The organism is Acinetobacter seifertii (assembly GCF_016064815.1).
Lineage (GTDB): Bacteria > Pseudomonadota > Gammaproteobacteria > Pseudomonadales > Moraxellaceae > Acinetobacter > Acinetobacter seifertii.
In genome coordinates this window covers 1,789,660-1,810,761 of sequence record NZ_CP065820.1, presented here as the reverse complement: position 1 = coordinate 1,810,761, position 21,102 = coordinate 1,789,660, and the positions used below count along the sequence as shown (strand labels likewise).

Below are 21,102 nucleotides of genomic sequence, written 5' to 3'. Positions count from 1 at the left end.
AACTTTTAGAAGTTATAGAAAAATAAAAGATTCAATAATCTACTCCACCCTTGATCATCCCCTTGGGCAAAAGAGTCTGCATTTCCACCTATAAACGGGTCATTTTTTCCGAGCATATATTCAGCAGCGACAGAAAAATGCCCTTTATCTGCCTGAACACCAAAAATATTTCGGGTAGAAGTTTTAAAATCTTTAGGGTCTTTACGCAAAGCACTGTATGTTGCATAGGGGGTTAGAGACCAACCGTAAAATACATCCTTAAAAACATAATTGATGTCTGCGGTATAGAAATCACCTTCATTCGCTAAGTTATAAGAACTATCAAATGAACCGATTACGGAATAATCACGACCTAAAACATCATGATTAGAAACCTTATTTTTGCCTGCAGTTAGCGTAATATTTGCATTCTTATAATTTATCTTACTAAACAGAGCCCAAGCATTTCGGTGACCAGTTTCAGAGCTATCTTTATTTTCAATGTCTGAATACCAATAAGACGATCCCACATTTAGGTTTAAATCTGGATACGCAGATAAAGGGACTTCTTGTTGAATCCGTACAATAAACATATTTTTTTCTTTTACATATGGATCACTGTCATTATCAGGCTCAACATAGTTAGCCGAATAACGGGAAGAATCTTTAGTATTACCCGTATAATTTCCCGCATCACGTGCAAAAAATGCTGCATCAAGTTTAGTAGTCGTAAAAGGTTTTGTTGAATAGCTGATTCCCAGATTATGTACATCCTCTAAACCAGCATTAATTAAAACACCACCATACCAACTCGTAGACCAGCCACGCCCAGGACCAAAAGGTATTTCCTGAACACCTAACGTAACTCTATTATTTTCATTGAACTTGTATCCTAAATTAGCATCAACAAGTGATGAAAAATCGCATAATTTATCGAATTGATAACAACGATATTCAAAGTTTCCAAATAAATTCTTAGCATCGTATTTAACAGCTATTTTTGCTGCATCAAACTTTAGTTTGTGCTCATTATCAGAATAGTCTTTATCCTGAATATTAGCTCGTAACCAACCGAAAACTGAGACTTCACCAGAATCACTATTTACATCCCCAAATTTTAATGTGTCTGCAAAAAGATGAGGTGAAAGTGTAGATAAAGCTCCGCCAAGAAGAAGATTGATTCTCCATTTTAACATTTCATATTTCCTTTAATATCAAGATTATTCTCTTCTTTAATTTCCTTTTTAAAGAAGAGAGATGGGTGCTTAGACTTATTCAAATCTACATAGGGGAAGCATTTAAGCTATTTTACGACTACTGTTTTTTTTTACAGAAACGGACTTTTCAATAGGAGATGTGATCAGTGAAGCTTTCTTTTGATCAGCATATTCTTCCCAATAAGTCGCATTTTTGATACCTACTTCTCTTGGGTCAAACACAGGATCTTTTCCAGCTTTGCGCTGTCTGTCGTAATCTTTTAATACTTTCAATAATGGTTTGCTTAACAAAATTAAAGCGATGAGATTGACATAGGCCATACTGCCGAAAGTGATATCACCAAGTGCCCACATTGTTTCAGTACTTGAAATACTGCCCATGAACAATGCGGTAAGACTAGCAATTTTAGCAATTGTCTTAAAAATTGGATATTTATTTTGACGATCAAAATAAGCAATACCGGACTCAGCAATATAGTAATAGGTCATTAATGTTGTGAAAGCAAAAACTAAAATTGCTAGAGAAATTAACCAAGCACCAGCGTCATGAAATACAGTTTGCAGTGCCATAGAGGTCCATTCAGCACCTGCTGCTACCCCTGGTACATGTTCTACTAGCGGTGACGTACTGCCAGGAGGTGTAACGTTATACATTCCGGTAATTAAGATCATTAACCCAGAGCTTGTTAAAATTAATGCGGTTTCAAAGAAAATAGAGAATGCTTGAATTAAGCCTTGTTTTACTGGATGTGAAGTCATCGCAGCAGCTGATGCAAAAGTAGACTCCCCCGCTCCCGCAGCGCTTGCAAAAACGGCACGACGTACGCCCCAATTCACAGCTTGACCAATAATTGCACCAAAAACTGCATCCATTCCAAATGCACTTTTTACAATTAAAGCAAAAGTTTCAGGGATCTGATCATAATGTGCACAGAGCAAAACCACTGTAGCTAAAACATACAAACCAGACATAGTCGGTACAATTTTTTCAGCTGCACGAGCAATACTTTTTACACCACCCCAAATAATTAATCCGATCCCAATAGTCACCACAATACCAGAGATATAGGGAGGGATATGGAATGTAGATTTAAATGTAGTTGCAATCGTATTCATTTGAATACCAGGCATCATAACCGTATAAGAAATAATTAATACGACTGCGGCTATAGCTGCAAAAGGCTTAAGTTTTAATCCACGATCAATATAGTAGTGGACACCACCATAATATTGATCGCCTTCTTTAAACTTATATAACTGAGCCACTGTGGATTCACTGAAAGCTAATGCGCCGGCAAGAAACCCCATTATAATCATCCAGAAAATTGCACCTGGACCGCCCATACCAACAGCTAAAGCTACCCCTGCAATATTTCCAACACCAATACGTCCAGCTAATGCCATAAATAGTGCTTGTCTTGGCGATATTCCCGAACTATCTTCTTTTTTCTCACGTATTACACGGAACATTTCGCGAAAGTACCGAAATTGAACACCTCGAGTAATAAACGTAAAATAAATGCCAACACCAAGCGCCAAATAAACTAGCGTATCGCTCCATAGATATCCAACTATGGTATGTATTAATTGTTCCATTCCCGTTACCTTATTCCATTTCCTTATACGAATTAAGCAGGGTTCAGTTTTTTTAAAGATGCAAGAACCCTACATAATGCATGTATATGTATATTTGAGCTATATGCCATAACTACTATTTAGTAGAACTAAAATGGCACAATCGAAAACTTCCTTATCTAGTCGCTATATCCTTCTTATTCGTTTTAGCTCCTGAAATACTCTTCTAGATTTAGGCCATGACAAAATAGTCTTAAGACTTTTGCAGTTGTACTTACTTGGTTTGAAAGTAGATTTTGTCTCATAATTATTCCCTTTATGACTAATCCAAGGTTCGTATCTCAAATTGATATGCGTACTTGAATGCATCAAATGCTTTTGAAATTTCACTATTAGATTCATCCCAATAGCTAACTTTCTATAAGTACAAACTTAGTTTTTCATCCATTTTAAGTTGTGTACAATATTGCATACATTAAAAATATAACGAACTTTATTACTTGTCAATGAAAAAAGATAAAAAATAAACAAATAAAAAAACCACTTAAGTTAATGTTTTTTAGACAAAAAAAGCCAATAAAGATCATCGAAAACAATCTTTATTGGCTTTAGTTATTAGATAGATTTGCTGAATATTTTTTAAGTTGCTACGCTTATCTGATCGATTAAGTTTTCTTTCATGTGTTCCATAAAACGATCCCTAAAAAGCAAGGTGTGGGCATGTGCCTCACTTTCAGCTTTATCCAGTTCTTTATTAGCTATCGCTTCTATTAGGCTTAAATGATCACTTTCCAAATTATCAAAACTAGTCGATTTAGCTAGATGATCAAAATGTAAATAGAATAGTCGTTGGCCCTCTTCTAATAGCCGCTCATAGTATTCAATTAAAAATGGATTTCGTCCTGCTTTAGCAATCTCAAGATGTAATTGCTTATTTTGTTCAAGCATTAGTTGATAGTTACCTTCTCTTGCTGCTTGCACATAAACAGTATCAATATCTTTAATTCTTTGTATATCATCATGCGTACAATTGGCTGCTGCCAAACGTGTTACAGCACGCTGTAAAAGATCTAAAGCACTAATATATTTTGAAAAATCTTGTAAATTAAACGGCCGAACAATTGTCGTTCTATTCGGCAATGTCATTGCCAAACCTTCAGCAACAAGACGTGCAAGCGCATCACGAACAGGCGAACGTGAAACCTCAAACCTCTCAGCAAGTGAAATTTCATCAAGTTGAGTATTCGGTCTTAGCTTTAAAGTTAAGATTTCTTCACGGAGTTGATCATAGACATACTTACCATTATGTCTCTTCTTTACCCCGTCTGTTTCTTTTTTTACTAAACTATTCATAGGCTAGGCCTTATCCAATTCTAACTTTAATTTAATTATATACCTTCTCCCCATGTATCACTTACCATAAAACCTTCTGATAATGGGTCTGTTGGGTCAATACCAAGTTGATGAATACCATATAGCCATGCACGGCCAGTAATATTAGGAATAATCGCAGATTTATCGCCAATTTGCACATTACTCGCATACTTCACTTTAAACTGTCCGCCAATAATTGATTGTGAAATTAATTCATCCCCTGGTTGGACAAGTCCACGTTTTGCTAAGGTAGCTAAATTAGCAGAGCTGCCTGTTCCGCAAGGAGAGCGATCTACACGACCAGGTGGTAAAGTTGTACACGTCTGAACTGTTTTTTCATCCAATTGATTTCTAAACATAACGTAAGCAATTTCATTAATATCAGAATAAATAGGATGTTGAACATTAAACTGTTGATTAATGAGTTTTCTAAGCTCGATACCTAGTGTTGCTAATTTACGAGCATTATCAGGTGAAATGGTTAAATTAACTTGATCAACATTAATAAGCGCATAGTAAACACCACCAAAAGCGATATCGAATTTGATTTTCCCGAATGGTTCGACATCTATTTCAGCATCTAACTGTTCTACAAATGCAGGCATCATTTCTAAGGTGACACTTTCACAGCGCCCATCTTTACACTGAGCTTTTGCAGTAACCAATCCGGCTGCTGTATCTAAAACAACATTTGTGACTGGTTCCTGCATTTTTACTATACCCATTTCAAGCAATGCAGTTGTCACACAAATACAATTACTACCAGACATTGGGTGAGTCTTATCTGCTTGAAAAATTGCAAAAGCAGCATCTGCGTTGGGAACTGTAGGAGGTAGCAATAAATTTACAGATATCTGTAAACATCCTCTAGGTTCTTGGATAACAAAGCGGCGTAAACTATCATCCACCTCGTTCAAGTAATTAACTTTTTCAACCATGCTCTTACCTGGGATATTTAATACCCCTCCAGTAATCACTTTTCCAACCTCACCTTCACAGTGAACATCTACAAGTTGAATCGTTTTTTCCCAACGCATATCATCACTTCCTTATTGGATATACCAAGCCCATGGTTCTTGACTGTCGTAACTCGTAATCTGTTTAACTTCTAGATAATTTTCAAGTCCCCAGACTCCTAATTCCCGACCAATACCACTTTGTTTATAACCGCCCCACGGAGCTTCGGTAAAAGTAGGTTGAGAACAATTAATCCAGATAATGCCAGCTCTTAGTTTTCGAGCCACACGATTACATCGCTCTAAATCCTTCGACATTACTGCACCAGCCAATCCAAATATAGAGTTATTAGCAGATTTGATTGCTTCTTCTTCAGTTTTAAATGAACGAATACTCACAACTGGACCAAAAATTTCTTCAGCCCACAATGGGTGATCTTCTGGAACATCAGCAAAAATGGTTGGTTCTATAAAATAACCTTTCGTAAGATCTTTAGGCGGTTTTCCACCACTTAAAAGAGTGATGTTATCTTCAATACCACACTGAATTGCATCCACAACATTTTGATATTGTTTTTGGTTAACGAGTGGACCAAGTTTCACGCCTTCATCAAAACCATTTCCGATTTTAATTTTTTGGCTCTCTTCTACTAATCTTTCCATAAGTTTTGGATAGATGCCCTCTTGTACCAAAACTCGAGATGTCGCTGAACAAACTTGTCCTTGGTTCCAGAAAATACCAAACATGATCCATTCAACGGCAGCTTCAATATCACTATCATCAAATACGATAAATGCAGATTTTCCACCAAGCTCTAAACTAATATTTTTAACATTTGAAGCCGCTGATAGCATAATTTGCTTACCTACCGGTACACTACCTGTAAATGCAACTTTATCAATATCAGGATGTTCTGTTAAATACGGACCAATTTCTCGTCCATATCCAGTCAAAATATTTAAAACACCTTTCGGTAAACCCACCTTTTCAGCAATACGCCCTAATTCAACAGCTGTAAGTGAGGTTGCTTCAGCAGGCTTAAGAATCATAGTACAACCTGCGGCCAATGCAGGTGCTACCTTCCATGCAGCCATTAATAGTGGGTAATTCCATGGAATAATTGCACATGCCACCCCTACTGGTTCTTTTGTTGCTACGCAACTAAAGCGATCATCACTCAGCTCTATTTTCTCTTCACTATTTTCATCCAGTGATTCAGCTAAATTTGCATAAAAATCGAAGCAACCTGCAGCATCACTGATATCCCACTCAGCTTCTGGGTAAGGTTTTCCATTATCTTTAACTTCTAAAGACGAAATTTCTTTTAAATTATCTCGAATTTCTTGAGCAATTGCTCTTAGATAATGCGCTCTCTCTTTACCTGATAACTTCGACCATGAACCATTATCAAATGCTTCTCGCGCTGCACGAACTGCAAGCTCGGCATCTTCCACCGAAGCACATGCAACATTAGCAATAACCTCTTCAGTACTTGGATCGATACTTTGGAAAGTATTTCCTTTTCGTGTCGGAGTCCATTTTCCATCGATATATAATTGATCGTAAGTCATATCTATTTATCCTTATTTGTTCAATAATTAAAATCTATTCGCTTTAAATGGTGTGAGATCCACTTTGGTAGGTTGCTGACATAGCATCTCTGTGACTAAACGTCCTGTAGTCGCACCTAAAGTTAACCCAAGCTGCCCATGACCAAAGGCTAAGGCAACATTTGGTAAACGTGAGCTCATATCAATAATTGGCTTTGTATCAGGCAAAAACGGTCTATAACCAACACCAAATTCCATTCCTTCGGTATTTAATTGAGGTAAAACTTTTTTAGCTTTATCCAAAATAATTTCAGCACGTTTCATATTTGGTTTTGCGCCAGCTGCAGCAAATTCAATCGTTCCACCAATTTGTAGACCTCTGCTCATTGGTGCAAAACAAAAGCCACCTGACGCATAGATAGTTGAATGCTTAATGTCGACTTCAGGTTTAGGCAAAACGACTTGATAACCCGCAATGCCTGCTAAAGGTGGATCTATACCGAGTTGTTTTGAAAATAGTTGTGAACCAACACCTGCAGCAACCACTGCATAGTCAACATCAATAATTTGGTGATTACTTAAAAGAACTTGGTGCAATCTATTATTTTCTTCACGTAATTCGACAACTTCTGCACGTATCCTTTCACCACCCTTTGCAATAAAACTTTCAGTGAGTGCAGCAATAAAACCTTTAGTATCCTTTACAGCGGTCCAATCATTAAATAACAAACCGTGTTTGAATTTACCTGTAAAAACAGGCTCTAAGTCTGAAATTTCTTTTTCATTTAGAATTTGATGTTTGAAACCAAAATTTTGTCTTAACTCTAAATATTTCTTCTCATGTTCAATATCATCAGCACTGTCAAAAAGCTCTAAAATAGGTCGTGTGCCTATTAAGTCTTTGTCTGGGCAGTCTTCCAACAATACTGCATAGTCTTCATAGACATGTTGAGTTAAAGAAGCCAAAGAGCTAGCAATCTCATTTATACGAGACTCTCTTGCACAATTTAAAAAACGTAAAAACCACGGAATAATGCTTGGAAAAGCGGATGGTCTTAATGCTAAAGGTCCCTGTTGATCTAGTAACCAACCAGGAATCTTCATTAAGATCCCTTTTTTTGAAAGTGGAATAATTTCACTCACAGCCATCTGTCCACAGCTCCACTTCGCGGTGCTTTCACCAGCTTCGGATGGGTCAACAACAGTGACTTTAAAACCTTTTTTTTGCAGATAAAGAGCGCAACAGATACCCACTATACCGCCACCAATTACAACAGTATTTTTCAAATTAGATTCTATAGACATTTTTACATTCCATTGATTAATTGAGGTTTTATATTGATGAGATATAATAAAAACCTATCCTACTCTTTTAAAAAAACTTTATTCAACCTATGAGCCTTTTGACTCATAGGCTTCAAATTTACTTACTTATCGATTGCATCAAATGCGCGTTTAAATTCAGCTTTTTCTTCTTCAGTTAAAGGTAATAATGGCATACGTGCATTACCGACTTTAAATCCAGCCAATTCACAACCATATTTAACTTTTTGAACGAATTTACCTGATTCCATAATTGCCATAACTGGGAATAATTGACGCATTACATCCTGAGCACCTTTAATATCACCAGCATTATATTTATCGATAATTTCAACGACTTTGTTTGGGAAACAATTAGCTGGACCACAGATCCAACTTGTTGCACCCCACAAGAAGAAATCCAATGCCTGATCATCTGAACCACATGAAAGCTGGTAGTTATCTTTATACTTTCCACCAATTTCAATAGCACGTAGTAAATTACCACTACTTTCTTTAATACCAATAACACGAGGATGGTCTTTAAAAGCTTCAAGTACTTCGTAACCAACTTCTACATTTGTACGAACAGGATAGTTATATAGAACAATATTAATTTGTGGAAAAGCATCTAAGATCGCATTGTAGTGAGCAATCAACTCTTCTTGAGATGGTAAAGCATAATAAGGAGGCGCAATTAAAAGGTTTGTATAACCAAGATCAACTGTTTGCTGAACCTGTTCTAAAACTTCACGTGTACATGAACCATTTGCACCAGCAATCAAAATACCTCGATCACCTACAGTTTCTTTTACTACTTTAAGAATTTGACGACGCTCTTCATTAGTCAGTGCGTAATACTCACCAGTAGAACCTAATGGTACGAAACCTTTAACACCTGCTTTTAATTGATATTCAATAATATCAACCAACGTTTTATAGTCGACTTGGTTATTTTCATCAAAAGGTGTTACTAGAGCAGGAAGAATACTTTGCAACATTTTAAATTTCTCCATAAAAATTTTTAAATCTGAATTTCCCTATCTCGTACAAAATTAAGAAAATAACTAATGTTATTTCAATAACTTAAAATTGAAGATTTAGTATTCAATTCCAGATTACCACATTGTGTACAATATTGCATACACAAACAATATCTGCAATTTTTTTAGATGTCAATCATTCATGAGAAAATTAATTTACCTATAAAAATAATAGATTTTTCAAAGATATATTTTTTAAGAAAAAAATTTTTTATATTTAACTCATCTTATTTTTAATAAAGATTTAAATTGTGAGATATCTTTTAAATAGAATTATTAGAAATAATTAAGATATTTAAGAGCCAAATAGATTTTTGTTTTAATTGGATATTTCTCTTTTCCAAACTAGATCTTGTCCGAATGTTAGAAATTTAAATAAAAAAATCTTTTTTGAACTGATTGACAGGATAATTTTTATCTCTTAATCTCATTGCATACAATATTGCATACATTTTAAATTCTGCATTTTAATGTATTGAATTTTAGTTATTTAGCTCGTCATGCTCATCAGATGAATAATAGAAATATTGGATTTGCTGAGTTAAAGCGATTACTTCGCTAACCATTTTCATAGGAACGATTATGGATATGTCCTCAATCAGTCATGTATCAACCATCGATAACGATGATGTTTACGCAATGGATCGCAAATACGTATTCCATTCTTGGTCAATCCAAGGCAATTTAAATCCTTTAGTTATTAAATCTGGAAAAGGATCGAAACTGTGGGATTTTGATGGTAATGAATATCTGGATTTTAGCAGCCAATTGGTGAATACAAATATTGGCCATCAACATCCAAAAGTAGTTGAAGCAATTGTTAAACAAGCTCAAGAATTAATGACAATTGCCCCTTCAACTGCAAACTTAGCAAGAAATGAAGCTGCAAAAAGAATTGTAGAATTAGCTCCTGAAGGCTTTAATAAAGTTTTCTTTACAAATGGTGGAGCAGATGCCAACGAAAATGCTATTCGTATGGCTCGACTATATACGGGTAAAACTAAAGTTTTATCTTCGTACCGCTCATATCATGGCAATACAGGTTCAGCAATTGTAGCAACCGGTGATGCTCGCCGTATTCCAAACGAGTATGCACGTGGTCACGTTCACTTTTTTAGCCCATATCTTTATAGATCAGAATTCCATGCATCAAGTGAAGTGGAAGAATGCGAGCGTGCTTTACAACATTTGAGAAGAATTATCGAAAGTGAAGGCCCATCAAGTATTGCTGCAATTTTACTTGAAAGCCTTCCAGGCACCGCTGGAATCTTAGTGCCACCTAAAAATTATATGCAAGGTGTTCGTGAACTCTGTAATGAATTTGGCATCATCATGATTTTTGATGAAGTCATGGCTGGCTTTGGCCGAACTGGCAAATGGTTTGCACTTGAACATTATGGCGTTATTCCAGATTTAATTACCTTTGCTAAAGGCGTAAATTCTGGATATGTGCCAGTAGGTGGAGTGATTATTTCTGAAAAAATTAGCCAGTACTTTGACAGCAATTTCTTCCCTGGAGGTTTGACTTACTCAGGTCATCCTTTAGCAATGGCATCTATTGTAGCGACTATCGATGCTATGAAAGAAGAAAAAGTTCTTGAAAATGTGGAATACATCAGTAATGAAGTTTTAGGACCTGGTCTTAAAAAGCTTGCTGAGAAGCACAATATTATTGGTGAAGTACGCGGTGCTGGTGTTTTCTGGGCAATTGAATTAGTTAGCAATCAAAAAACAAAAGAGCGCGTTTCAGCTCAGACTATGACTGAAATTAAGAATCTTTGTGCACAAAAAGGTCTTTTAACCTTCCTTGCAGATAACCGCATTCATGTTGTGCCTCCATGTATCGTTACTAAAGAAGAAGTTTTAGAAGCTTTAAAAATCTATGACGAAGTTTTAACAGAAATTGGTTGCCATTAATTTTAGGAGATAATAAATGAGCGAGTTGAACGTTGTTGGTCATTTGATCAATGGTAAAAAAATTCACGACACTCAAAGAACACAGGATGTTTTTAACCCATCAACAGGCAAAGTTTCTAAACAAGTTGCATTAGCTTCAAAAGAAACTGTAGAGGAAGCAATCGCTGCTGCTCAGGCCGCTTTTCCAGCCTGGAAAAATACGCCGCCCTTACGTCGTGCACGTATTATGTTTAAGTTTAAAGAGCTACTTGAACAAAATGCTGAAAAAATTGCTCACCTTATTGGTGAAGAGCATGGAAAAATTTTGCATGATGCAAAAGGTGAATTACAACGTGGTATAGAAGTTGTTGAGTATGCATGTGGTGCTCCTGAACTATTAAAAGGTGAATTCACTAAAAATGTAGGACCGAATATTGACTCTTGGAGCGATTTTCATCCTTTAGGTGTGGTAGCAGGCATTACTCCATTTAACTTCCCAACAATGGTGCCGTTATGGATGATTCCAATGGCTCTAGTTTGCGGTAATACATTTGTTTTAAAACCATCAGAACGTGATCCAAGCTCGACCATGTTTCTTGGGGAATTACTGTATCAAGCTGGTTTACCAGAAGGTGTTTTTAACATCGTTAATGGTGATAAAGAAGCTGTAGATGTTTTATTAAGTGATAGTCGTGTACAAGCTGTGAGTTTTGTAGGTTCAACCCCTATTGCTGAGTATATCTATAAGACTGCTGCTGCAAATGGAAAACGATGCCAAGCCTTAGGTGGTGCAAAAAACCATGCGATTGTTATGCCTGATGCTGATCTTGATAATGTTGTTAATTCATTACTTGGTGCTGCATTCGGTTCTTCAGGTGAGCGTTGTATGGCCTTATCTGTTGCTGTAACTGTAGGTAAAGAAATTGGTGATCAACTAATTGAAAATCTTTCTAAAGCTATTGGCTCTTTAAAGTACGGTGCATATTCAGAAAATAGTAACGATTTTGGCCCAGTTATTACTAAAGCCCATAAAGATAAAGTCGTTAGCCATATTACAAGTGCAGAACAGCAAGGTGCAAAAGTTGTCATTGATGGTCGTGGGGCAAAAGTTGCAGGTCACGAAGATGGTTTTTATGTGGGTGCAACCTTAATCGACGACGTTACGCCTGAAATGGACAGCTATAAAGCTGAGATTTTTGGCCCGGTATTACAAGTTATTCGAGTTGATACTATGGAAGAGGCTTTAGAACTCATTAATAAACACGAATATGGCAATGGTACATGTATCTATACTCGCGATGGTGAAGCTGCACGTTACTTCTGCGATAACGTACTTGTAGGTATGGTTGGTGTAAATATTCCTCTTCCTGTCCCAGTTGCTTATCACAGTTTTGGTGGGTGGAAACGCTCCCTATTTGGTGATCTTCATGTTTACGGTCCAGACGGTATTCGTTTCTATACTCGCCGTAAGACAATTACTCAACGTTGGCCATCTTCAAGTATTAGAGAAGGTGCTCAATTCTCAATGCCAACTCTGTAGTTGTTTATAAATATAGCGTTAGAATCAGCCCATTCTGATTTTAACGCTATTTATGTTTTCTAAAATACACAATATCTTACTTATATAGTTATATGTCTATGAACACTTATCTAAACGAACCTAATTTAAGTAATAATGATATAGAAAATATATTTATAAACTACAATGCTTTTGATTGTTCAGAATCAAAAAATGATTTTGGAATTTTCATCTATTATTATTCCAAAAAATCAAATGTCAGTATAGGTTCAACTCTAATTCAAGCCCCTCCCTCATATGGTGTCTGGATACCAAAAAAATATTTAAATGAAAGAATTACTATCAATTCTCAAGAATATTGTGTCATCAGTATCCCCAACGAACTCGCTAATACATTACCACTTGTTATAAGTACAGTGATTTGCAATTCCATAACAGATTCAATTTTGAGGCACTTTAAAGAGAAAACCATTTCATCGATAAGATCTGAAAAAGATAGGCACTTATATCAAGTATTGTTAGATCAAATTACAGATTCAGAATATTCAAATAGTTTTCTTCCTCTCACAAATCATCCAAAGCTCGCGATTATACTCAAATATATAAAGGACCACTCTTCTCAAAACATTAATATATCGACTTTAGCAAAACAATTTGAAGTAAATGAAAGAACCTTAAGTCGACAATGCAATCACGAGTTAGGAATGAGTCTCATAGAATGGAAACAACGATTAAAGATCCTAAATACAATTTCCTTATTAGATAAGAATTCATCAATCGATAGTATTGCTAGAAACTTAGGTTACTCTACAACCTCAGGATTTATAACCATGTTTAAACAGTGGACAGGATTAACACCTAATAAATATAAAAAAGAAATACTATCCAGATTTAACTAAATAAAATTTTATACTTCAATTTAAACAATAAGTTACACATTGAAGCATTCTGCTTAACTTTTAATTTTTACTACTTAATTTAACTTAAGGAAATCTAAAATGAAACTCCCTTTAGAAGGCCAGAATATATTAGTAACTGGTTCAGAAAACGGTATAGGTAGCTCAATTATTAAGAAATTATCAAGTGAGGGGGCTAAAGTTATTATTCAATTTGAAAAGGATAAAAATTCGGCTGAATCTCTACTCAAAGAAATTGATAATAAAGGCTGGACTATTCAAGCTGACTTATCCGCTCTAGATGGGCCATTTATACTATGGGAAAAGGCTCTTATAGCAGCAGGTCAAATACATGCGATAGTTAATAATGCCAGTATTCGAACTGAACTAAGTATAGATTCACCTCCTGAATCTTGGCAGGCAATATGGAGAAAAGAGTTTCAAATAAACTTCTTTGCTGCCGCAGATCTTTGTAAAGAAGCGATTGCCCATTTTAAATTAGCTGGTAAAGGTAGAATTATTAATATTACAAGCCGTGCAGGACAACGAGGTTATGTAGCAGAAGCTTTACCTTATGGTTGCAGTAAAGCAGCTTTGATTAATCTAACAAAATCTATCGCACGTTCTTTCGGAAACGACGGTATCACTGCTGTTGCGATTGCTCCAGGATGGGTTCAGTCTGAACTCGATGAAAACTCAATTTCGAGCAATGCACAGCAATCCGCCTTGGCTGAAATACCTATTGCTGAAATGGTAAAACCTGAAGAATTAGCAGAACTAGTTTCATTTGTTCTTAGACCTTCGCAACTTTCTTTAAATGGTTCAACTATAGATATTAATGGTGGTAGCTATATTCGTTAATTTTCTCTCAATTAAGAATTGACAAATTCAATCATCAAATATAAATTGTATACATATTTGTATGCAAAAAAACATAAAGTATTAAACAACCATTTAAAAGGAAATAAAATGGCTAGATTCATTGGTAAAACAGCTTTAGTAACGGGTGCTGGTGGTGGTATTGGCTCAGCAACTGCTCGTCGTTTAGCAGAAGAAGGTGCTACAGTTATCGTGGCAGATGCCGTATCTGAGACAGCAGAAAAAACTGTGAGTAATATTATTAAACAAGGCGGTAAAGCGGAAACTTTAGTATTTGATTTGACGAATGGGAATGCATGCCGTCAAGCGATTGCAGATGTAGAAGCTAAGTATGGGCATATAGATATATTAGTTAATAATGCTGGTGCAATGCGTCGTGGTGATTTACTGCATACAAGTGAAGCTGATTGGTTATTAAGTTTAGAAGTGAATGTGAATGCCCTCTTTCACTTATGCCAAGCAGTATTACCAAAAATGATTGCTGCTGGTGGTGGAGCAATTGTAAATACAGCTTCTCAATGGGGTTTAACACCTGCTCCAGGTCATATCGCTTACAATGTAAGTAAAGCAGCTGTAGTCGCTTTTACTAAGAGCTTAGCTCGTGATTATGCTCCTCATAAAGTTCGAGTAAATGCAGTTTGTCCTGGTGAAATACATACACCGATGCTTGAAAAAGGGATTGCAGAAAAAGGGAAAACAATTGCGGACTTAGATGCAATGGTTCCATTTGGGCGCATTGGCAAACCAGAAGAAGTTGCAGCGTTAATTGCTTTTTTAGCATCAAATGAAGCAGCATTTACTTGTGGTGCATGTGTAGAAATTACCGGTGCTCAAGCTGTAGCGTAAGGAAATACTAATGACAAATACTGCTCTAGATCTACAAAATAAAATTATTTTAGTTACAGGTAGTTCACGAGGTATAGGCTTGGCTACAGCAAAGCTTCTTCATAAGCGAGGAGCTAAAGTAATTATTCACGCACGTTCTTCGACATCTCATTTAGATGAACTATTAAATCAGTTAGATGAAAATGTTCGTTTAGTATTGGGCGACTTAAGTAGTATAAATGGTGCAGAGAATGTTTGGACCAAAGCCATTAGCTGCTTCGGGAATATAGATGTATTAGTTAATAATGCAGGAGCTTGGTTACCATCTGATATCAATTCTAGCCAAGCTTGGCGTGAGGGATGGGAAAGCAACATTGCTATTAATCTTGCAGCTCCTGCTGAATTATGCCGTTTAGCTTTATTACATTTTAAGGAAAGACATGGCGGCATTATTATCAATATTACCAGTCGTTCAGCGCATCGTGGTGATGATGCAGAGCATTTAGCTTATGGAGCAGCTAAAGGCGGCTTGCTTGCTTTGACAAAAGGTATTGCCAGAGGATATGGTCGTGACAATATTCTTGCTTATGCAATTGCACCAGGATGGGTTGCAACAGATTTAGCAGAGGGCGCAATTGAGCCTTCTGTATTAGAAAATCTGCCTTTGGGTGAAGTTACTCCTGCGAGTGATGTTGCTGAAATGGTAGCCTTTTTAGCTACTGGTCTTTCCCGTCATACGACTGGAGCAACGATCGATATTACAGGAGCAGATTACGTTCGCTAAAATTAAATTATTTGAGTATTGGGTCTTTTCCCCCAATACTCTTCTTCTAAAAATTAGATTATCTGTTGTTTAGTATCTTTAAGAAATAAAAAATATAGAAGAATTATCGATAATAAAGTTATACAACCCATTACTCCATAAAGATTTTGCACGGAAGTAATCGGGATTAATAGACCTGCAATTGGACCAATTAATAATAAAGCGATATCAAAAAAGGCTGTAAATACCCCTAAAGCTACACCTTTGTTTTGATCATTAAACTTTTTCATTGCTTCAACACCCATCGCTGGGAAGACCATAGAGAAACCTGTCCCGACAAGGAATGCTCCCGCATAAGCAATTATTCGGTCACCTGATTGCCAAATTGTTAAGAGGCCAATAGCTTCGACAAGAAATGCGCATAGAGCCACATTCTTACCGCCGAAAACTTGAATAGTATTAGAGAAAATAAATCTAACACCTACAAATCCAATACTGAATAAGCTCAAAGCCAGTGCTGCATTACTCCAACCCTTTTCCAAGAAAAATAAAGCGACAAAGGTAGAAAGTACACCGAAACCAAGAGTACCAACAGCCTGCCCTAAACCGAAAATCCAAACTTTAGAAAGTACTGATAAAATTGGTAGACTTACAGGTCGAACATTCCCAGTCCGTATTGCTGTCTTTCTATATGCAAGAAAAAATCCAACAATAGCTAAAATTATAGTCAAAATGGCAAAGCCGAATTGACCAAACTGCGCATTACAAAAGACTCCTAATGGGGCCCCAATTGCCATAGATAGATATGTTGCTGCGCCATTCCAAGAAATTACCCGTGAAGTTTCTGTAGGACCAGCCAGCTGCATTCCCCAAAGTGTTGCTCCAGTACTGCAGTAGCTTTCACTACTACCCAAAAATAGTCTTGAAATTGCGAGTAAGGAAATACTTACTAGTGGATATGAAACTAACGAAAGTGCTAAAAAAGCGAATACTCCACTTAATCCACAACAACTTAATCCTAAAAGAACTACATATCTGGAGCCCTTTCTATCGACAAGTTGACCAGCACTATGGCGAGTCAATAGCGTTGCTAAATATTGTAAACTGATAATTAAGCCAACCAAAAAAGGTGCAAAATTAAGGTCTTTTACAATAAATTTTGGTAAGACTGCTAATGGCAGCCCTACAGATAAATAAGCAAAAGCTGTAAAAATAACGACTGAAATGATTTTCCTTGTCACGTCTAAATTAGACTGTTTCCCTAGAGTCAATGCTGCCATCTTTTTTACTCACTTAAAAAGCCCCGTAAATTATTTTACGAGGCTTAACCAACTCATTTGATGAAACATATTTAGACAGAGTGAGTGATGCCTCCATCTACACGAATATTTTGTCCCGTAATGTAGGCAGCCCCTTGGGAAGCCAGGAAGCTGATGGTTGCAGCAATTTCTTCACTGGTACCATATCTTTGTAATGGTACAGATTTGCGGCGCTCTTCTGTTTCAGGAAGACTATCTATCCATCCAGGTAAAATATTATTCATTCGAATATTATTCGCTGCATATTTATCAGCGAAAATTTTAGTAAAGGATGCTAAGCCAGCACGAAAAACAGCTGATGTCGGAAACATATCGCTTGGTTCAAATGTCCATGCACTAGAAATATTAATAATTACACCTGAATTTTGCTTCTCCATAATTGGAGTCACTAAACGAGTTGCTCGAATGACATTCATGAGATAAGTATCTAGACCTAAATGCCATTGCTCATCTGTAATCTCTAAAATAGGAGCTCGAGGACCATGTCCCGCACTATTAACTAATACATCAACTCTTCCCCATTTTTGATAAGCTTGATCAACAAGGTTACCTATGTCTTGAGTTGATTGGTTTGTTCCCGTCACACCAATACCATTAAGCTCTTTGGCAATGTCTTCTCCTTTTCCAGAAGAAGAAAGAATACCTACATGATAGCCATCTTTATTTAATTGTCGTGCTGCAGCCGCTCCCATGCCACTACCACCCGCTATAATTAGCGCTACTTTTTCTACAGTCATATATGCTATCCTTTAAAAGTGCTAAAACCATGCACACCTTAATATTTTGAATAGAATATCATGGTGAACTCTTCAGCTGACTTTAACTTTTCTCTCCATTGAATGAAGAAAAACTACAGTATGAATCAAGCTAATCGTCTACCATCATTAAATGCACTTAAAGCTTTTGAGGCAGCAAGTAGACATTTAAATTTTAAACTCGCAGCAGAAGAATTAAATGTTACTCAAAGTGCGATTGCTCAACAAATTCGCAGTCTCGAAGAAGAGCTAAGTTCAAAATTATTCGAGAGACATTCTAAAGGCGTAACTTTAACTCCAAATGGTAGAAGCTACTCTCATAGCATTACTCAAGCTTTTAATTTGATTTTTGAAGCAACTCAGTCATTTCGTCATTCAAACAAACATATTACTATTAGCGTAACCCCAACATTTGCTTCTAAGTGGTTAATTCCTCGGCTCAACCAGTTTACTCAAACTCATCCCGATATTGATTTACAGATTTTAGCTACAGAAAGAATTTCACATTTTCAAAATGATGGAGTCGATTTAGCAATCCGTTATGGTAAACCACCCTTTGGTGCTGGTCTTCATACAGAGTTACTCTTACAAGATTCCTTTATCGCTGTAGCAAGCCCTCACTTAATCTCTTTAAAAGATCGGCCTTTAGAGTTAAATGATTTATATAAATATACATTGCTACATGATGCTAATAATCTTTGGCCCCACTTTTTAGATAAATTAGAAGTAAAAAAAACTAAAAACCTATTTAAAAATATCCGTTTTAATCAAACCTTATTGGCTATTGATGCCGCAGTTGCTGCACAAGGTATTACATTAAGTAATCCCATATTTGTCAGTTCGGACTTGGAAACTGGAAAGCTCATTAAAATTTTTAAGCAAGACTTAAAAATGGAAACTGGATTTTATTTAGTTACTCCTCGATATTCTATAAATGCTGAATCTATAGCTAAAGTTCGTAAATGGTTATTTGATCAATTCAATTGAAAATGAAATTTTTCCTTAAAAATTATTTAATTTATAGTTTTATTCTTAATAAGTACTTTCAAATTAAGTTTTTCTTTTAAAATTATTTCACAATCAACTATATATTTGATAAATTTAGTTTTATATTGTCCAAAAAACCACCAACATGAAGCTCAAACAATTACAGCAAATTAGCAATGCTGATATCAAGCTTTTAAAGATTTTTAAAACAGTTTGTGAATGTGGTAGCTTTACCTCTGCTGAAAGTATGTTGGGTATTGGCCGATCTGCTATTAGCTTACATGTAAGTGATTTAGAGCAAAGAGTGGGGTTCAGATTATGCCAACGAGGTAGATCTGGTTTTGCTCTAACAGAAGAAGGAAAAGAACTATTAGAGTATATTGAGATACTTTTAGTATCTATTGAAGATTTTCGCGTAAAAGTCAACCAAATCCATAATAAGCTCAAAGGTGAATTTAATATTGGCATTATCAATAACTTAGTTACAATGCCAAACTGTAATATAACTAATACATTAAGGCAGTTAAGTAATGAACATCCTGATGTAAAAATAAATATTAGTATGAGTACTCTTTCAGATATTGAGAGTAAAGTATTAGATGGTCGCCTTCATATTGGGGCTATTCCATTTGTTGCTTCCCTATCTGGACTCAATTACCTTGATCTATATGAAGAGAAATCTTATCTTTATTGTGGCGATAAACATCCTGTATTTTCTTCAACCACTTTATTATTAAAAGATGATTTGAAAAATTGGGATGCAGTCATCCCTAACTACAATATAACTGCAGAAGCTATTAATTTACATCAACTTCTTAACTGTAAGGCTACTGCTACAGATAGAGAAGGAATAGCATTTTTAATTTTGACAGGAAACTTCCTTGGATTTCTTCCAGTCCATTATGCTTCTAAATGGGTAGTAGAGCAGACAATGAAACCCGTATTGAATTCAGAAATTAGTTACAACACTAAAATTTGTTTAATTACTAAAAAGAGTAAAGCGAATAATATGATTCTTAATTACTTTTTAGACAAAATTAATATTAAACTTTGATAGCTATTATTAAAAAACATTGAATGAAACATTTTCATTTTCAGTCACCTCTGTATTTAAAATAATAATTGAGAAAAATTAGAAAATAAATAACCTAACATAAGTAAGCTTGTTCCTTAAAAGAAACAATAGATAAGTAGTAACCTAATTTTCATTGATTACTACTGATTTTATTATTTGCCTGTAACTTTAATATTTTGCCAAACACTTGATGGAATCATCACTAATCCATACATAATAGGTCTAGCAGTACGTATAAAACCATATTTAGTAAATTCATATTGTGAATTGCGCTCTAACAATACAGTAAAACGGCCCGAAGAATGTTCAATATCTAGACGTTGCTGAAGCTCATACGTTGTTACAGCAATATCGTTAGCAACAGTTCCCTTGATCAAGCATGCTGTTGCAACACTCGTAGCTCCAAAAAAACATAGGACGAATACGTAGTGCCAATAACCCTTTGCGTCCTTGAGCTTCCTGTACTGTAGCCACGCCATAAGTAGCTAGGTTTTTTATATCTTCAGGATCTGCTCACTTAATATTTCGAACAACTACTCCTTTTCTTCCTAAAAGACTCATGGGCTAATCGGAATGTCATGTGGGATTAATTCGACTATTTTCAAAATAGAACTATCTTGTATTAATCTTTCGGCAACAAAATTTGCGGTTCAACTTTAAGAATATACGCAATTTCATAGAGCTTAAGAACTGTGATATTGACTTCGCCACGTTCAATTCTTCCAAGATAACTACGATCAATATTACATAGTAATGCTAATTTTTCTTGAGTAATTTTCTGATCAACTCTACATATGCGAATTGCATGTCCAATTTTTTTTGCTAAATCGTTCATAAGTTCTATTCCGATAAAGAATAGAACTATTCATTTTTGAGGATTAAGTATCCACGGCTTATAATCCTCATTAGCTATATACTTATAAATATACTCCCATTAAAACAGCAATGATCTTAAATTCATTAGATATAACACACCAGACATAGTAATTTTCTATAGTATGTTTAGGCGTAATTGAATAAAAAGTAGTGTAATTTTCTCAGGTGTAAGAGCAAAAGGATGGTCGATTAGATCCATAGATCAATCTAACAGAATCAAATGACAGACATACTCTATTAAAAAATATTTAGAAGAATTTGGATATGTAAGAAAATAAGGTAAGTTAGCTTATTTATAATATACAGAAAAAGATA

At 35.7% G+C, this 21,102-nt stretch carries 19 protein-coding genes; 8 read left to right on the top strand and 11 right to left on the bottom strand.

Annotated elements, in window-relative coordinates; translation table 11 throughout:
* Nucleotides 1-5: 5 nt before the first annotated feature.
* From I8T81_RS08525 to dapA, 7 genes are all read right to left on the bottom strand, one after another.
* Nucleotides 6-1,175, bottom strand: coding sequence for a hypothetical protein (locus I8T81_RS08525; protein WP_198072591.1), 1,170 nt, complete (start codon nucleotides 1,173-1,175; stop codon nucleotides 6-8).
* Nucleotides 1,176-1,277: 102 nt separating this feature from the next.
* On the bottom strand, nucleotides 1,278-2,792 hold the full coding sequence (locus I8T81_RS08520) for an alanine/glycine:cation symporter family protein (protein WP_198072590.1): 1,515 nt from the start codon (nucleotides 2,790-2,792) through the stop codon (nucleotides 1,278-1,280).
* Between the two features lie 618 nt (nucleotides 2,793-3,410).
* On the bottom strand, nucleotides 3,411-4,124 hold the full coding sequence (locus I8T81_RS08515; protein ID WP_198072589.1) for a GntR family transcriptional regulator: 714 nt from the start codon (nucleotides 4,122-4,124) through the stop codon (nucleotides 3,411-3,413).
* A gap of 35 nt (nucleotides 4,125-4,159) precedes the next feature.
* Nucleotides 4,160-5,182 (bottom strand): proline racemase family protein, encoded by a 1,023-nt coding sequence (locus I8T81_RS08510; RefSeq protein ID WP_198072588.1) that lies wholly within the window; start codon nucleotides 5,180-5,182, stop codon nucleotides 4,160-4,162.
* A gap of 12 nt (nucleotides 5,183-5,194) precedes the next feature.
* A complete protein-coding gene (locus tag I8T81_RS08505; protein WP_198072587.1) occupies nucleotides 5,195-6,673 on the bottom strand; it encodes an aldehyde dehydrogenase family protein in 1,479 nt (492 codons plus the stop codon).
* Between the two features lie 27 nt (nucleotides 6,674-6,700).
* Entirely contained in the window at nucleotides 6,701-7,957 is a 1,257-nt protein-coding gene (locus I8T81_RS08500) for an NAD(P)/FAD-dependent oxidoreductase (RefSeq protein WP_198072586.1), read from the bottom strand.
* Between the two features lie 122 nt (nucleotides 7,958-8,079).
* On the bottom strand, nucleotides 8,080-8,955 hold the full coding sequence (gene dapA, locus I8T81_RS08495) for a 4-hydroxy-tetrahydrodipicolinate synthase (protein ID WP_198072585.1): 876 nt from the start codon (nucleotides 8,953-8,955) through the stop codon (nucleotides 8,080-8,082).
* A gap of 624 nt (nucleotides 8,956-9,579) precedes the next feature.
* Here dapA and I8T81_RS08490 point away from each other — a divergent pair.
* From I8T81_RS08490 to I8T81_RS08465, 6 genes are all read left to right on the top strand, one after another.
* Nucleotides 9,580-10,914, top strand: coding sequence for an aspartate aminotransferase family protein (locus tag I8T81_RS08490; protein WP_198072584.1), 1,335 nt, complete (start codon nucleotides 9,580-9,582; stop codon nucleotides 10,912-10,914).
* A 16-nt stretch (nucleotides 10,915-10,930) separates the two neighbouring features.
* The gene (locus I8T81_RS08485) at nucleotides 10,931-12,433 is read left to right on the top strand and encodes a CoA-acylating methylmalonate-semialdehyde dehydrogenase (RefSeq protein WP_198072583.1); all 1,503 of its coding nucleotides are present in this window, start codon (nucleotides 10,931-10,933) and stop codon (nucleotides 12,431-12,433) included.
* Nucleotides 12,434-12,531: 98 nt separating this feature from the next.
* On the top strand, nucleotides 12,532-13,311 hold the full coding sequence (locus I8T81_RS08480; protein ID WP_198072582.1) for a helix-turn-helix domain-containing protein: 780 nt from the start codon (nucleotides 12,532-12,534) through the stop codon (nucleotides 13,309-13,311).
* Nucleotides 13,312-13,410: 99 nt separating this feature from the next.
* On the top strand, nucleotides 13,411-14,169 hold the full coding sequence (locus I8T81_RS08475; RefSeq protein ID WP_198072581.1) for an SDR family NAD(P)-dependent oxidoreductase: 759 nt from the start codon (nucleotides 13,411-13,413) through the stop codon (nucleotides 14,167-14,169).
* A gap of 108 nt (nucleotides 14,170-14,277) precedes the next feature.
* A complete protein-coding gene (locus I8T81_RS08470) occupies nucleotides 14,278-15,033 on the top strand; it encodes an SDR family NAD(P)-dependent oxidoreductase (protein ID WP_174741306.1) in 756 nt (251 codons plus the stop codon).
* A gap of 10 nt (nucleotides 15,034-15,043) precedes the next feature.
* The gene (locus tag I8T81_RS08465) at nucleotides 15,044-15,796 is read left to right on the top strand and encodes an SDR family NAD(P)-dependent oxidoreductase (RefSeq protein WP_198072580.1); all 753 of its coding nucleotides are present in this window, start codon (nucleotides 15,044-15,046) and stop codon (nucleotides 15,794-15,796) included.
* A gap of 53 nt (nucleotides 15,797-15,849) precedes the next feature.
* Here I8T81_RS08465 and I8T81_RS08460 read toward each other — a convergent pair whose 3' ends face one another.
* On the bottom strand, nucleotides 15,850-17,055 hold the full coding sequence (locus I8T81_RS08460) for an MFS transporter (RefSeq protein WP_000729619.1): 1,206 nt from the start codon (nucleotides 17,053-17,055) through the stop codon (nucleotides 15,850-15,852).
* Nucleotides 17,056-17,126: 71 nt separating this feature from the next.
* Nucleotides 17,127-17,831, bottom strand: coding sequence for an SDR family oxidoreductase (locus I8T81_RS08455; protein ID WP_198072579.1), 705 nt, complete (start codon nucleotides 17,829-17,831; stop codon nucleotides 17,127-17,129).
* Nucleotides 17,832-17,951: 120 nt separating this feature from the next.
* On the opposite strand from I8T81_RS08455, the gene gcvA reads away from it, so the two are divergent.
* Both gcvA and I8T81_RS08445 read left to right on the top strand, forming a co-directional pair.
* Entirely contained in the window at nucleotides 17,952-18,836 is an 885-nt protein-coding gene (gene gcvA / locus I8T81_RS08450) for a transcriptional regulator GcvA (protein ID WP_198072578.1), read from the top strand.
* Nucleotides 18,837-18,981: 145 nt separating this feature from the next.
* Complete coding sequence (locus I8T81_RS08445) at nucleotides 18,982-19,890, top strand: LysR family transcriptional regulator (RefSeq protein ID WP_198072577.1); 909 nt, start codon at nucleotides 18,982-18,984, stop codon at nucleotides 19,888-19,890.
* Nucleotides 19,891-20,063: 173 nt separating this feature from the next.
* Here I8T81_RS08445 and I8T81_RS08440 read toward each other — a convergent pair whose 3' ends face one another.
* Together I8T81_RS08440 and I8T81_RS08435 are read right to left on the bottom strand one after the other, a co-directional pair.
* Nucleotides 20,064-20,288, bottom strand: a complete 225-nt coding sequence (locus I8T81_RS08440; RefSeq protein WP_265091525.1) for a PrpF domain-containing protein — start codon at nucleotides 20,286-20,288, stop codon at nucleotides 20,064-20,066.
* Between the two features lie 245 nt (nucleotides 20,289-20,533).
* The gene (locus I8T81_RS08435) at nucleotides 20,534-20,746 is read right to left on the bottom strand and encodes a helix-turn-helix domain-containing protein (RefSeq protein ID WP_198072576.1); all 213 of its coding nucleotides are present in this window, start codon (nucleotides 20,744-20,746) and stop codon (nucleotides 20,534-20,536) included.
* Nucleotides 20,747-21,102: the final 356 nt, after the last annotated feature.